This window comes from Vibrio mytili (assembly GCF_000830505.1).
Taxonomy (GTDB): Bacteria; Pseudomonadota; Gammaproteobacteria; order Enterobacterales; family Vibrionaceae; genus Vibrio; species Vibrio mytili.
This window is the reverse complement of sequence record NZ_JXOK01000015.1, coordinates 61723-76185: the sequence shown is the minus strand read 5'-3', so window position 1 is coordinate 76185 and position 14463 is coordinate 61723. Positions and strand designations below refer to the sequence as shown.

General features: G+C 44.5%; 18 protein-coding genes. 14 read left to right on the top strand and 4 right to left on the bottom strand.

Going from position 1 to position 14463, the window contains the following annotated elements:
- Positions 1 to 69 precede the first annotated feature (69 nt).
- The 5 genes from SU60_RS06200 to SU60_RS06180 all read left to right on the top strand — a co-directional run bounded on the left by SU60_RS06200 (position 70) and on the right by SU60_RS06180 (position 1775).
- Positions 70 to 345 (top strand): hypothetical protein, encoded by a 276-nt coding sequence (locus tag SU60_RS06200; protein ID WP_041154762.1) that lies wholly within the window; start codon positions 70 to 72, stop codon positions 343 to 345.
- Between the two features lie 17 nt (positions 346 to 362).
- On the top strand, positions 363 to 665 hold the full coding sequence (locus SU60_RS06195) for a hypothetical protein (RefSeq protein WP_041154761.1): 303 nt from the start codon (positions 363 to 365) through the stop codon (positions 663 to 665).
- 93 nt (positions 666 to 758) lie between these two features.
- A complete protein-coding gene (locus tag SU60_RS06190) occupies positions 759 to 953 on the top strand; it encodes a hypothetical protein (RefSeq protein ID WP_041154760.1) in 195 nt (64 codons plus the stop codon).
- An 18-nt stretch (positions 954 to 971) separates the two neighbouring features.
- Positions 972 to 1403, top strand: coding sequence for a hypothetical protein (locus SU60_RS06185; protein ID WP_041154759.1), 432 nt, complete (start codon positions 972 to 974; stop codon positions 1401 to 1403).
- A gap of 78 nt (positions 1404 to 1481) precedes the next feature.
- On the top strand, positions 1482 to 1775 hold the full coding sequence (locus SU60_RS06180; protein WP_041154758.1) for a hypothetical protein: 294 nt from the start codon (positions 1482 to 1484) through the stop codon (positions 1773 to 1775).
- Between the two features lie 149 nt (positions 1776 to 1924).
- Here SU60_RS06180 and SU60_RS06175 read toward each other — a convergent pair whose 3' ends face one another.
- Genes SU60_RS06175 through SU60_RS06160 form a run of 4 tightly spaced genes read right to left on the bottom strand, consistent with a single transcriptional unit; the run spans position 1925 to position 5434 of the window.
- Entirely contained in the window at positions 1925 to 4132 is a 2208-nt protein-coding gene (locus SU60_RS06175) for a DNA topoisomerase 3 (RefSeq protein ID WP_041154757.1), read from the bottom strand.
- On the bottom strand, positions 4133 to 4435 hold the full coding sequence (locus SU60_RS06170) for a hypothetical protein (protein WP_052481500.1): 303 nt from the start codon (positions 4433 to 4435) through the stop codon (positions 4133 to 4135).
- Positions 4417 to 5190, bottom strand: coding sequence for a hypothetical protein (locus SU60_RS06165; protein WP_128814625.1), 774 nt, complete (start codon positions 5188 to 5190; stop codon positions 4417 to 4419). The genes SU60_RS06170 and SU60_RS06165 overlap by 19 nt, the downstream gene beginning before the upstream one ends.
- Before the next feature lie 4 nt (positions 5191 to 5194).
- The gene (locus SU60_RS06160) at positions 5195 to 5434 is read right to left on the bottom strand and encodes a hypothetical protein (protein ID WP_017085216.1); all 240 of its coding nucleotides are present in this window, start codon (positions 5432 to 5434) and stop codon (positions 5195 to 5197) included.
- A gap of 163 nt (positions 5435 to 5597) precedes the next feature.
- On the opposite strand from SU60_RS06160, the gene mobH reads away from it, so the two are divergent.
- The 9 genes from mobH (at position 5598) to SU60_RS06120 (ending at position 14462) form a co-directional block, all read left to right on the top strand.
- Positions 5598 to 8672 carry a MobH family relaxase gene (gene mobH / locus SU60_RS06155; protein ID WP_041154755.1) on the top strand — a complete coding sequence of 1025 codons (3075 nt, stop codon included), beginning with the start codon at positions 5598 to 5600 and terminating at the stop codon, positions 8670 to 8672.
- A gap of 12 nt (positions 8673 to 8684) precedes the next feature.
- Positions 8685 to 10547, top strand: coding sequence for a conjugative transfer system coupling protein TraD (gene traD, locus SU60_RS06150; protein WP_041154754.1), 1863 nt, complete (start codon positions 8685 to 8687; stop codon positions 10545 to 10547).
- A gap of 9 nt (positions 10548 to 10556) precedes the next feature.
- Positions 10557 to 11141 carry a hypothetical protein gene (locus SU60_RS06145; protein WP_014386706.1) on the top strand — a complete coding sequence of 195 codons (585 nt, stop codon included), beginning with the start codon at positions 10557 to 10559 and terminating at the stop codon, positions 11139 to 11141.
- Positions 11098 to 11727, top strand: coding sequence for an IncC plasmid conjugative DNA transfer DtrJ family protein (locus SU60_RS06140; protein WP_014386707.1), 630 nt, complete (start codon positions 11098 to 11100; stop codon positions 11725 to 11727). The genes SU60_RS06145 and SU60_RS06140 overlap by 44 nt, the downstream gene beginning before the upstream one ends.
- Before the next feature lie 16 nt (positions 11728 to 11743).
- Complete coding sequence (locus tag SU60_RS06135) at positions 11744 to 12145, top strand: hypothetical protein (RefSeq protein WP_014386708.1); 402 nt, start codon at positions 11744 to 11746, stop codon at positions 12143 to 12145.
- 168 nt (positions 12146 to 12313) lie between these two features.
- Entirely contained in the window at positions 12314 to 12457 is a 144-nt protein-coding gene (locus SU60_RS21965) for a hypothetical protein (RefSeq protein ID WP_153274586.1), read from the top strand.
- 157 nt (positions 12458 to 12614) lie between these two features.
- Complete coding sequence (gene traL, locus SU60_RS06130; protein WP_014386709.1) at positions 12615 to 12896, top strand: type IV conjugative transfer system protein TraL; 282 nt, start codon at positions 12615 to 12617, stop codon at positions 12894 to 12896.
- The gene (locus SU60_RS06125) at positions 12893 to 13522 is read left to right on the top strand and encodes a TraE/TraK family type IV conjugative transfer system protein (RefSeq protein ID WP_014386710.1); all 630 of its coding nucleotides are present in this window, start codon (positions 12893 to 12895) and stop codon (positions 13520 to 13522) included. The genes traL and SU60_RS06125 overlap by 4 nt, the downstream gene beginning before the upstream one ends.
- On the top strand, positions 13512 to 14462 hold the full coding sequence (locus SU60_RS06120) for a TraK domain-containing protein (RefSeq protein ID WP_014386711.1): 951 nt from the start codon (positions 13512 to 13514) through the stop codon (positions 14460 to 14462). Before SU60_RS06125 ends, SU60_RS06120 begins: the two co-directional genes overlap by 11 nt.
- The last annotated feature ends 1 nt before the right edge of the window (position 14463 follow it).

The following is a 14463-nucleotide window of genomic DNA, read 5'->3' as shown; positions in this document are numbered from 1 at the left end:
TTTATAAGTATTATAAAATGATACTGTAATATTGAGGAGGTAGCTCCTTTAGTTTTTTGGAGGTCTCAAATGAAAGTTCTTCATCTCCCTGTGAAAGCTCTGTATTTCAGACAAATGCAAACCGGGGAAAAGAAGTATGAATATCGTCTTCAAACGGATTACTGGCGGAAACGACTGGAGGGCCGCGAGTATGATGAGGTGCATATCAAGCTTGGCTATCCAAAATCTGGGGATACCGAGAAGATTTTAGTTCGACCGTGGAAAGGTTTTGAGGAGATGGTTATTACTCACCCTCATTTTGGTAATGCTCCCGTTAGCGTGTTCGCAATCAAGGTCAATGAGTAATAGGAGATGTACTGATAATGGATTCAGAATTGAAGCAAGAAAGCCAATTTTACCGGGACTTTGAAGATAAGTTGCTACACGTTATAGCAAAAGCCCATGTGATAAACCTGAGCTGTATGAGCAAAGGTGAAGCAATGCGACTGGTTGCTCATTTAGAAAACCTAAACCCTGAAAAATATCCAGAATTTTATGGGGTTAGCAAGTCGTTAATAAACGTTACGAGTTCAAATCTGATTGTTACATTGAACAACACTATTCAAAAAATGAGTTCAAGTCTGTCTGCGCGATTGGCTTTGATCAATCCTGAAAATACCCGCTAGTTTGTACAGAAAAGGGCAATTACTCCCATTGGTATATAGCGTAGGTAGGGACATGATTGCCCTTGTATCTAAAAAAGTAGCGAGGCTCCGATAATGAATAAGCAAAAGAACTGGGCATTCTGTGAGCAGATGGCTGCGGCAACGGTAGAGCTTGGGACACAAGAGGCACTCTCATGTATGGCTAGGTACATGATAGCCATCGCACACGATCAGGGAATCTCATTACAGTTTGAGTGCGATCTTGGTTCTTTAGAAATCCAACCAAATGAAATACTGATAAAACACTAAAAATTACAGGAGTTGGCTATGAGCAATGCACTGAGCGTTATTACAAAACAACTTTCAAAAGAGTCTGATCCCGCGTTCTTAGAGTTTACAGCTCGGATAGTTGAATCTATTGAATTGGTTTTAGGTTATGAACCAACAGTTGAGAAAGTACGCGACTTGTTGGGAAACAAGAAAAAAACCGTAGCCTTGTTGAATTCTAGTCACAATGAGTCCGTTGTTAAGTTAGCTCTGGAGATCTCACAGTACGACGATAGCCACTACGACACATTACTTTCGGCAGGTATGTCTGCTTTAAACAGATACTTGTCAAAGAATAGCGGTTCTGTTTCTGGTTGTATGTTCATGCCTGGAGATATCACTGCGAAAGAGTTGGCCGAACGATTTAACGGAGAATGGATGTTCTTTAGCGATGATAAGAAGCTTTCACTTACTACAGGAGAAATGTCGTGACTACACCAAGTCTAATGGATGGTGTATTGCTCGATAATGTTGATGTTACGGTAGTACGTTTCTAAAAAAGGGTTTTTAATGCTGGATTTTTTCTTTATAGGCCCATTAGTAATTGGTTTGGTTTGTTGGTTTAAAGCCCAAAATGAGGAATGGGAGTCACTCGCTAAAGATTTTTCAAAGCGCTGGGCGTTAAGTCTTATAGCTATGATCGCTGCTGCCGCGTTGGGAGGAATAACGATGCCAAATGGATCAGAAAGTAGTGAGTCAGTATGGCTCATATTTGTTGGAATCATTTGGTTTGTATGCATTGTTACGATGCTTTGGGTTGCCCTAACCACACTAATGCAAGCGATTAAATTGAAGAAACAATAATAAGGAACCGAGTATGGCTCACGTAGATCAAATACATAATGGACCCTTAAAAATTTAAAATGCTAAATATCACTCTGTTTAATGGATGTTCTAGTGTCAGTGAGCCTATTTGATTATCAGTTATATACCGGGGCCTAAGCCCCGAGACGTTAGTCAAATAACTCTTCCAGAGATTTTTTCTTCCGAGAGTATGGCATCGTCGATTTACAATCAGGATACCCGGTACAACCCCAAAAAGAGCTAGCTCGCTTTTTACCTGGAGCCTTGCCTTTACGTAGGCGCATTGGCTTGCCACAGTCAGGGCAATCAGGACAATCCTCAGCAGTAATACGCTTTTCTGGTTTCCCACGATTGTCAGGAAAAGTCTTTTTACATGTCTCGTTCTGACACCCCCAAAAAAAGCCATTTTTCCCTTTTAGTCGCTTCAACTTACCACCACAATTGAAACAATCATGAGTAGGACCTTCCGCATTTTTGAAAGCCTTAGCTAAGATGCCTTCTGGTTGAGTTAGGGTTGGAGCATTCTGCTTGAGTTGTTGGATCATTTGAACAATCCAACCTGAGATTTGCTGCATAAAGACGGACATGTTTCCGTTCCCTGTCGCTATTTTCTCCAGTTCCTGTTCCCAAGCCGCCGTCATGCCTGGGCTTTTGATCGCTGCTGGTACGACAGCAATAAGTGCGTGAGCTTTATCCGTGGCGATAAGGAGCTTTTTCTTTCTCTGCAAGTACCCTTTATCGACCGCACCCTGAATAATGCCTGCACGGGTAGCTGGGGTGCCGAGGCCAGCGGTGTCTTTTAGGACTTGCTTAAACTTTTCTTCTGTGACAAAGCGAGCAATGTTTTCCATCGCGCTTAGTAGTGTGGCTTCGGTGAAATGAGGTGATGGCCGAGTCATTTTGTCAGTGATTACCGAATCATTGATCAAGGCTGGTTCACCCTGGCTAACTTTCGGTAATTTCTCTTGCTCTTTTGGTCCATCAAGATCATCGCCTTCATCTTGAGGGGATGATTCTGCATCATTGTTGAATAGTACTTTCCAACCTTGACGTAAATGTGTTTTGCCGTTGGCCGTGAACGAATGATTGCCGCATTGAACATCAATTGTAGTTTTGTTGAATTCAAAAGGACTGTAGAACTGGGCGATGTAGAAACGACGAATTACATCGTACAGATTGAACTCTTTTTCGCTCATGGCACTTATGTTGGTTTTGGCCGGAGTTGGAATGATGGCATGGTGAGCGGTGATTTTTTTGTCATTGAACGCTCTTGATGATCTCGATTGGTCTGCTCCAGCCACCAGCCCTGAAACACGCTGATCCGAAAGAATCAGAGCTTGAAGAATATCGGGGATATCCTCTTTCTGTGATTCTGGCAGGTATCTGCAATCTGTACGGGGGTAGGTGGTTGCTTTGTGCTTTTCGTACAAAGCTTGTGCTGCATCAAGTGTTTCTTGCGCACTGTACCCCCAACGTTTGGCCGCGTATTGCTGTAAACTAGTCAAATCAAATGGAAGAGGGGCTGATTCCTTGCCAGCTTTTGTTTCAGCCTTACTTATAAGTGCTTGCGCTCCTTTTACTTGAGCGGCTACTTGCTCTGCATAGGCTTTGTTTGTGCATCGCCCTTGATCGTCAGAGCACTCTTCTGGCGGCACCCAGTGAGCAAGGAATTGACCGTTTTGAACAGATACACCGACGTCCATCGTCCAGAACGGTGATGGTTTGAAGTTGGCTATTTCACTGTCTCGCTGGCACACAAGGGCGACCGTGGGGGTGATTACTCGTCCTATATGGAGCGTTTGCCCGAAGCCTACCTCTCTTGCAAGTACTGTATAACAGCGAGACATGTTCATACCCACTACCCAGTCAGCTCGCTGGCGAGATAGGGATGCGTAATAAAGGGGTATCGTCTCCTTGCCATCTTTGATGTTTCGAAGTGCTTTTCTGATACTGCTTTCATCAAGAGCAGTTAAACAAACTCGTTTTACGGGGCCTTGGTATCGGAATCTATCGAGTAGGGAACGAGCGATCGCTTCGCCTTCACGGTCATAGTCAGTCGAGATATAAATTGTGCTGGCTTTTTTCACCAGCTGCTCGATCACTTTATATTGCTTGGAAGAGCTACGCCTCACCTTGCTACGCCATGATTCAGGAGAAATAGGCAGTGTTTCAAGGGACCATGCTTTATATTTCTCGTCATAGTCATCGGGCATATAGAGTTCTAATAGATGACCAAGAGCCCAGGTTATTGCCCGGCCACTTCCATCATGAATAAAACCGTCGCCGTGCTGAGTTACTCCCATCACAGCTGCGAGGTCTTTTGCTTGGGATGGCTTCTCACAAATGTACAGATCCATTTAAGCGCACTCCTTTGGTTTGAGCGCGATGTCTTGAATACCGTTTTGCTGCGTAGAAAGGTTGGTCAGCTGTTTCCAGTTTTCGGAGGCATCGGCTATTAAGGGGGATTTCTCTGTGCCAGCAATAAAAGCTAGGTTGGCAGAGATAACGACTGCTGCTTCTTCCGGAGTGCCACGTTGTCCGGCCTCAACCAGCATGATGTTCAGCTCATCAAAGAGCTCAGCTTTAGCTTGAAGAACGAGAAGCTCTTCTTCCGTCAACTGAGTATGTGATGAGCTGGTGGTTACTTTATGGCTTTGCATGGGTTTACCACTGTAAATGGGCGAGTAGAACTGCGAACGATCTTGCGCTGTTCATTCGTCATTTTTTGTGATGTGCAAAATTGCGTCCAAGCGGTGAGATAATCTTGGTAAGTGTGTTGTGGCGGATTGCACTGACCAACCAGATCGCTTGGGATACTGCCTGTTTCGCCTTTTTCTTTCTCGATGAACTGCCAATCGCGTTCATCCATGCCATTACCGCTATCACAGAAACGCTCCCAGCGTGATAGTTCGTATAAGGAGTACCCTTTGCCTTTCACACCAGAAGAAAGTTTTTTGTATGCGGAAATGGCATCTTCCATGTTGGAACCATTTTTATCCTTCTGCTGTTTTATCAATGCGCTTTCATTATTCGCGCCGAGACTACTTGGACCTAATACATGGATGTAATCGGGTTTGCGAAATGCTGCTCCACCCAGTCCTAAATCTTCATAAGAAACATTGAGACCACGATCTACACGATCTTGCTTCTTATGTGCTTCGATATCAGCACTGCCACGATTTTCAGCAATATTCAAAAGGAAGTAATAGGCATCGACATCATCATCAGACGCAAGCAGTTTGTCAGCCTTCGCTTCGTAGATAGGAAGGTTCTCTTGAATCCATTGATCTGTCGGCTGCTGAGGAATGCCGTAGCGTTGGTGCAATTCTGCGTTTGTTGGTGGGATATCTTTGGTTGAGGAACACCCAGCCAAAATAGCTAACCCTACAAGTACTACTAATTGCTTTTTAATCATCTGCTTACCCATTGAATTGTTGCTCCAACCATTGTTCATCAATGGTGTCGATTGTCCGGCCATCACTGTTGCTTAAAAGCTTACGAGTAATGGCTGTTGTCCAGTTATTAACAAGAGACATGTCAGACTGAGCCTGATGCAAAGCCTCTTTGTCTCCCTGCATGTTGTTAGCGGTTACTGCCTGTGCTTGGCGCTTTAAAGCATCAAGTGCCAAATAGGCAGCATCGGGCAATGTTCTTTCCATACAACTCTCCTGATACCAAATAATGATGCTGTGTATTTTATCTGGTCACTCAATCATCTCTGACGCCTCAAACTGCCCAAAATGGACAGGAGGGGAGATATGAGAAGACAAAAGGGTCTGCGAGCATATACGCACGGAAAAAGCGCAGGTAAATAAGAACCAGATGATAAGTAGTGCCTTTAAAAAATTATTTGGTGGGCGCGGTGAGAAAAAAGTAGAGGTAGTAGCTTCCCAGGTTAGGGATTTAGCTGACGAAGAGATACCTCGATACCCGCCGTTTGCCAAAGGGCTACCAATGGCCCCAGTCGATAAAGTGTTGCAGACACAGAACGAACTTATTCAAAAAATCAGGAGCACTTTAGGTTTTACTCAAGAAGAGTACGACCGTTTAGTCATGCCTGTAATTGGCCGTTACGCGGCGTTTGTTCATTTATTACCAGCATCCGAAGCCCATCATCATCGGGGAGCTGGTGGATTGTTTCGTCATGGGCTGGAGGTTGCCTTTTGGGCGACACAGGCATCTGAGTCAGTTATTTTCTCAATTTCAGGCTCCCCTCGTGAACGAAGAAACAATGAGCCGCGATGGCGTTTGGCATGTTGTTTTTCAGGGTTATTGCATGACGTTGGTAAGCCATTGTCTGATGTTGTGATCACAAACAGCGATGGTAGTAAAACGTGGAACCCATATTCAGAAACTCTGGTTGACTGGGCTAAGCGCCATAATGTGAGTCGTTATTTTCTTCGTTGGAGAGATAGAGAACACAAACGGCACGAGCAATTTTCGCTGCTGACCGTCGAACGAATTTTGACTCCAGAGGCTTTGGAGTTTCTAGCTGATCCCGGTAAAGACATTGTTGAATCCATGCTACAGGCAATATCAGGTCTTAGAATAAATGACCCGGTAACAAAGTTAATGCTTAAAGCTGATGGTGAAAGTGTTTCTCGTGACCTCAAACAGAATCGCCTAGATGTCGATGAGTTTGCTTACGGTGTTCCTGTTGAGCGTTATGTATTTGATGCTTTACGTCGATTGGTTAAAACGGGCAAATGGAAAGTCAATGAGCCTGGCGCGAAGGTGTGGCATTTACATCAGGGTGTGTTCATTACATGGAAGCAGGGAGCCAGTGATATTTATGACTTGTTAACGGAAGATAAAATTCCTGGCATTCCTCGTGATCCAGATACCTTGGCTGATATTTTAATTGAGCGTGGTTTTGCTCTGAAAAACGTATTACCAGAGCATGGCAAAGATGTTTTCTATCGTTATTGGGAAGTTATCCCTGAATTACCTCAAGAAGGGGAAGAAGTCACAGGGAAAATCAAAATGCAGATGCTGCGTCTTGAATCGTCGGAGTTGGTTTTTACCACTGAACCGCCTGCGGCCATCGCGGGTGAAGTTATTGGCGATGAGGACGAACAGGAACTTGATGCCAGTGAGCTTGATGACGATGCACCGGAAGATGGAGATGAGAACTCTGATTCGCTCACCGCTACACCAGAGCCTATTGGTTCTCTTGATGATGGATTCGAAATTCCAGATTTTATGGCAGCACCGCCCTCAACGGACTCTCAATCATCGGAACCGAAAGGTGGCACTTCCACCGATACCAAAACAAGCAAGAATGACGATAAAGCTGATGCCCCAAAAGAACCATCAGCACAAGAAATCGCTCAAACCGCAGCACCATTAGCATTAGACGATCCATTGAAAGGGCTGAAAGATGCTGGTGGGGCATTAGGAGTTTGCGATTTTCCATTCGACGCATTTGGGCTCAATACCGAGCCTGATACAACACAAAAAGACAAAGCTGAAACGCCAAATGTTCCAACAGAACAAAGCGAAGAAGACACATCTTTACCCGGCATAGACAACATTCGCTCGGGCAAGAAGCGTCAGCCTAAAGCATCCGCAAACACGGCAGCATCCTTGTCACCGAATGAGTTTTTTGGCCCTGAACCGAGCGCAATATTTGATGCCCCACCAATGCCGCCAGAGGATATGTTTGCACCAATAGATGCTGTCCCTTTGGATGCCTATGACTACTCCCATGAGATGGAAGAGCGTGAAGAGTTTGTTCCAACAGAACATTTCCAAGATGCAGAGACATATTCTTTCAGCCAGCAGGATAAATCGAGTGATGTTGATGTGCGTGGTCATTTGGAGAATGTTCTAAGTGGATACGGCGCGGCAGAAAGTATTTTAAAAGAAGCCATTATTCCTGTGCTGGATGGACACAAAACATTAGGTGAAGTGCTTTGCTTTATGAAGAAAAAAGCAGTGATCCTTTATCCAGAAGGTGCCCGAGCGCTTGGGGCTCCAGCCGAAGTCTTGAACACGTTATTTGACGCTGGCGCTATCGTGCCTGACCCAGTTCATCCAAACCGGAAGGTTCATGATTTTAGTGGCATTAAAGGGTTGTTACTTTCTTCTGATATCTCAGATGTTATCAAAGCTGCGATAGAACAAGCTGAGAAAGACTTTGACCCAATTCGTGAAGTTAGTGCGCTAAATGATAAACGCCAATCTGGCAAGAAAGCTGAAAAGGCACACTCAGAAAAGAAAGTAAAGAGCCAGCAAACCAACCAATCTACGCCGAAAAAGCCTAAACCTGCAATGGATATTTCGGCATTACTGCCCGGAGAGCAAACAGGTGGCCGCTCATCTGAGAATAAAAGAATCGCACAACAAACGGCACAAAGTAAGAAGGGCACAGCAGCTAAAACTCAAACCGAACAGCACAAAAATGAGAGTGAAAACAGTGCTTCTAATGAGGAAAAGCAAAATGTGTCACGTTTACCTAAGCGCCAAAAACCAAAGACAACGGTAAATAAACCACCAAAAGAAACGCGGCCAGTGAGTCTGGATTTCGATTCTGATTTAGAACTGCCAATGACAAAAGTGGTCGGGCAAATAGATCTAGAAGACGAGGAACCTAAAAAGCCTCAGAAGGCGAAAGAAATTAGTGATGAGGACTTTTTACCTCCTCAGTCTGACATTGATGCAGAGGAGGCCATTAGGCTTCTGAAAGAAATGATAAAAAACCAAAAAGGACGATGGTTAGTCGGTCCGGTCATTAAGGAGGATGGGTGTTTGGTAACAAGCGATAAGGCTCTGGAGAAAGTAACTGGTGAGTGTACGAATCTTAGCAAATCTATGCTGAGAGCATTACTCGCTAGTGGGCAACGACGCCCAAGAATGACTATTCGCCAGGGGAATTTAAGGTTAGAGGTGGAGTAAAGATAGATGAGCATGGATTATGACCCACTTGGGTATGAAATGCCGTGGAGGCCAAATTTTGAAGGTCGTGCAGCGCTAGGGTGGGCAGCTGCCAGCGGTGTGGCCTTGACGGTTAATCAAATGGCAGAGTCAATGCCTCCGGAACCGTTTTATTGGATGACTGGTATTTGTGGTGTTATGGCAATGTCCCGAATCCCAAAAGCCATGATGTTACATCGTCTCCAGAAGCATCTATTTGGTCGTGAACTGGAATTTATCTCTTTAAAAGAGCTAGAAAAAATGATGGCTGGCTCAGAAGATGATATGTGGCTTGGTCATGGTTTTGTATGGGAAAAGCGTCATGCTCAGCGTGTATTTGAAATCATCAAACGTGACTGGCACACCTTTACTGCTCAAGAGCCTTTAATCAAGAAGACGGTTCGCGTCCTTAAAGGCAAAAAGAAAGAAGATCCAATGGGGCAAACATGGATTCACGGTGTTGAACCAAAAGAAGAGAAGTTGATGCAACCGTTGAAGCATACAGAAGGCCACACGCTTATTGTAGGTACAACAGGTTCAGGCAAGACTCGTATGTTCGACATTATGATCACGCAAGCTATCTTGCGCAATGAAGCAGTGATCATTATCGACCCTAAGGGTGATAAAGAAATGAGGGACAATGCAAGGAGAGCTTGCGAAGCTATGGGCCATCCAGAGCGATTTGTTTCCTTTCACCCTGCGTTCCCAGATGAATCCGTGCGATTGGACCCTTTACGTAACTTTAGCCGTGTGACGGAGATTGCGAGCCGTTTGGCCGCGTTGATACCTTCGGAGGCAGGTGCAGATCCATTCAAATCATTTGGTTGGCAAGCACTGAACAATATCGCTCAAGGTCTTGTACTGACTTATGAACGTCCTAGCATTGTTCTGTTGAAACGATTTTTGGAAGGTGGTGCCGCAGGTCTGGTTATCAAAGCCGTACAGGCTTATTCAGCACGAGTTATGGAAGACTGGGAATCAAAAGCAGCACCATATTTGGAAAAAGTGAAAAATGGCAATAGAGAAAAGCAAGCCTTTGCCATGATGAAGTTCTACCAAGATGTTATTCAACCAGAGTTCCCTCACTCAGATTTGGAAGGCTTATTGTCGATGTTCCAACATGACTCGGCACACTTCGGGAAAATGGTTGCTTCACTGCTTCCTATCATGAACATGCTTACCTCGGGTGATTTAGGAAAGATGCTGTCTCCCGATTCAAGCGATGTCGATGATTCCAGGCCAATAAGTGACTCAGCCAAAATAATAAACAATGGCATGGTTGCATACATTGGTCTGGATAGTTTGACCGACAGTATGGTTGGTTCTGCAATCGGCTCTCTTTTCTTATCTGACTTAACAGCTGTTGCTGGTGATAGATACAACTTTGGTGTCAACAATAAGCCCGTCAATATCTTTGTGGACGAAGCCGCAGAGGTGATCAATGACCCATTCATTCAGCTTCTCAACAAAGGTCGTGGCGCGAAACTTCGACTATTTGTTGCAACACAAACATTCGCTGACTTTGCCGCTCGGATGGGGAGTAAAGATAAAGCACTACAGGTTCTGGGAAACATTAACAACACATTCTCATTGCGTGTAATTGATCCTGAAACACAAAAGTTCATTACAGACAACTTACCGAAAACACGTTTGAACTACGTCATGAGAACGCAGGGCCAAAATACGGACGGTGAGCAGCCGATTATGCATGGGGGCAACCAAGGGGAACGGCTTATGGAAGAAGAAGCTGAATTGTTCTCTACGCAACTCCTGGGGATGCTGCCCAACCTTGAGTACATAGCCAAAATCTCTGGGGGGAAGATAGTCAAGGGACGGCTACCTATCTTGACATCTTAATGGCGAAATATGAGTGCGAATAAGTATAAAAATTATGAGGTTACTAGAGTGGTTGATGTGAATCCGCACAAGAAAGTACTAAGCGTGATCCGAAAGCGTGATCGAAAAAATGCACACACACTGGCACTGCTGTTTTTTGATTGGCCTGCAACCAATGATGTGATTGAGCAACTATGTTGTCTCATCACTGATGGGATCAAATCGGATAAGGAGCCAGTGATTTATCCGATTTTGGAAGAGGCATTAGATAAATATAGCGGTGTAGTGTTCCATGCGAACAAACGTAAGTACGAGGACCCGGTAAGACTAGGGGTTTTCTTGGAAACCATCATCACTGAAACAGCTAAAGCGCTAGAAATTGAGATTGAAGATTCACTAGGTAACAAGTGGTCTGTGGAGAAAGGTGAGCCTTTTTCTCACTGGCTTGCAGACCATAAAGGTGAATTATTCATTGTTCCACATCAACATCAGAATGAATGCAAACTTCGCAAGGCTTTGTATCAGTTAGTCGCTAGCGAAAGTGTAAAAACAGTATTAAGGAGAACCAATTATGAAGAAGCCGTTGTGGCTGGTCGCTTGGTTGCTAGTCATTGAAGTCTTGGTGATTCTTTTGCTAGTACCTGGTGATTGGACAGATAAAACAATTCAGCGTGAATCAGAGCTGGTGGAGCAGAACTTAGGCTATGAAGCTAGACAGTGGATTAGTGATACAGCTGGGGACTGGTACAAAACTAGTGTGCTTGATTCTGGCTTTTATGCTGCTATGTATCACACGTTAATTCCAACAGAAGAGGAACGTAGAAAGTCGAAAGGAATGGAGAATATGGGCCAAGCATGGTTCGTTTGGGTGGAGGGGCGAATTGAAGCCTTTACCAATGTAATTTACCAGTTCTACACGCGGTTAGCACTTTTGTCCTCCTGGGCACCGTATCTGCTCATCTTGTTCATCCCGGCGGTTTATGACGGTTTGATGAGTTGGAAGATCAAACGAACCAACTTTGACTATGCGAGCCCTGTTGTCCACCGATATAGCATTCGAGGAACGTTCTTCCTAAGCATGGGGCTGTTTATTACCTTTTTTGCTCCCATAGCTCTAAATCCAATTGTAATCCCCGCTGTGATGATGCTCTGTTGTGTGTTGTTGGGACTTGCATTCGGCAATTTACAAAAACGAGTTTAACCAAAGGATATTCAATATGAAAAAGACTGCTCTAACAATCATTGCCGCATTCATGCTTGCAGGTCCAGCAGTGGCGAAGACAGATAAACCCTATACGGAGGAAGTGGAAACTTTCTTTGAGACCTTCGAACTGATGTGTGAAAGTTGCGCCGAAGTTTCGGAGTTTATGGTTCAGACACTAGAAGAGAAGTGCGATCAACCGATAACCATAGAAAATATTCAGAATGTAACGAAAACACATCCTCTCTATGCATTTCTTCTGGCTATGGGGAACATGAACCCAGATGGAAAACCTCTTAGCTTTCAGTCTGCCGCTGACAACGTGGACTGTAACGATGGAATGAAGTGGGTAGAAAAGACCCAAAGCGCGATGAAAGCAGCATATCAAGAGCAGAAGAAGCAAGCGCAAAACGGATAAGTCACATTACATTGCAAAGGCGGCCATTTGTTGGCCGCTTTTTTGTGTCACTCACTTTCACATGTGAAAGTCTTAATGCTTCCCAAATGGACAAATACAGCGCTGTGAAATGAGCACGAGATCAGGTGAGAATAAAGAAAAATTAAATAGCAATCAGTTGGAGGTTATATGTCTTCTCATACACATACAGCAAATAGCTCTGAACGCTCTGGAGCATCATGGGGCGTAGGGCAAATTATCCTTTGGCAGTTAATCTTTGCCGTAGGTTTCTTTTTTGGTATTCAGTATGGCGATCTTGTTCGCTTGTTTTAACCTTTCACATTACCCGCTCTAAAAACGGCTTTATGCCGTTTCTCTCTTTATAAGACCACTTTTCGCCCAAGTTGCCCAAAAAGGGCGTTAGCCCGTGGCGTGTTTGTTGAAAAAATCTTCCAGAATTGGCGACATTGGAAATTGGAAGAGATATGGAATGAAGCCCGTCAAAATCCCACGTCGTATAGACGAACCGCCGCACATGCTGCTCTGGAGTGCAGATGAGCTGGCTCCTATGCTTCTTGGCCTTGTCATCGGAGTGATGATGGGCAAAGCCTTGATTTTTTTCTTAATCGGCTTGGCCGTGACCAATTTATATCGTCGATTTCGTGATAACCACCCTGATGGGTACATGCTTCACATGCTGTATTGGGGGGGATTCATCGCAACAAAAGCAAAATCTTTGAAAAACCCATTTATCCGGAGGTATTTCCCTTGAATTTAAAGGTGTATTTAAAAACCTGGGAGGGCACTCAGGCTGAAAATAAATGGGGGCGAGTCTTCGTCCTCGGTCTGATCTTCACCGTCTTGCTGCTAGCTGTGAAGTTGTTTAGCAAAGAGACCATTGTGACCGTTCAGCCTTGGACTTTGAATGAAGAAGCTTGGGTATCACAAAAAAATGCCTCTCAATCATACAAAGAGGCGTGGGGATGGGCTCTTGGAACGCTGATGGGTAACGTAACTCCCGGCAACGTTAACTTCATCAAAGAACGTATGGAGCCAATTCTAGCACCGACTATTTATCAAGAGTTTATTGATGCACTTGAAATCCAAGCGCAAGAGATTCAAGCAGACCGAATCACTATGCGATTCGAACCTCGTTTCGTCGAATACGAAGAAACGACTGACAAGGTTTTTGTGTATGGGCACTCCTTTGTTAAGGGGGCTGCTTTTGACGCAAAAGAGCAACGTACAGACAGAACATACGAGTTTGAGCTCCGCGTTTCGAACTATATGCCTGTCCTTGATTATATGACCACGTATGAAGGTCGCCCTCGAACGAAGAGTGTTTTAGACAAATTAGAACGTAAAGAAGAGAGCCGGAGAAAGCGTAATGAAGGTTAATTCGATTGTTTTGGCGCTTTCAATTGCGCTTGGTGTTTCAAGTGCAGTGAATGCATCAGATGATGAAATACCAGTTGTTCCTGTCAGTGTTATGAAGAACAACGTTCCAGCCCCCGTAATCCCTGATTCAGTAGCAAAACAAAGAGCTACAACTACTCAGGCCAATAGCTCGAATTTGGCTGGTGGTTACACTGAAAACTCACAACTGGTTATGGAGCCTGGGGTTAATCAGATCATCCCTATTGCTATCGGTCATCCCAACCGAATCGTTACTCCATTTGGTAAGCCGGAAGTGACGTCAACATCCTTACAGCCGGGGCAAAATAAAGGTGAATGTGGGGAAATATGCATCAAAGAGAATGTTATCTATGTGGCTACGGCAAAAGAATACCCAGTAACCATGTTCATTACAGAAAAGGGCTCAGAAGCTCGTGCGCTGAGTTTAACAATGGTTCCTCAAAGAATCCCACCTCGTGAAGTGTTTTTGAAGCTCGACAATAACAGCTTAATACCTGGCATGTTTGCAAACAACAAAGCTAAAAGCTGGGAGCAAAGTCAGCCATATATCGAAACACTTCGAACAGTATTCAGAAAACTGGCTCTTGGTGAAATCCCTAATGGCTACTCCATGAATCGAACTCCAAGCAATGTTCAATTACCTCAGTGTGCGCAGCCTGGTATTTCAGTCAATTTTGCAAATGGACAAATGATGATGGGGCATCATTTGACTGTATTTGTAGGTATTGCTCGAAACGTCACAAGTGAACCTATTGAGTTCAAAGAGCAATCTTGCGGAAACTGGAGTGTTGCTGGTGTGACTTCATGGCCGCATAAGGTTCTTGAGCCAGGTCAGAAAACCGAAGTGTACGTGGCAGTAAAACAGCGCGAGAAAACCGAATCGGCTACTCGTCGTCCTTCACTGTTGAGCGGAGGAATGTAAA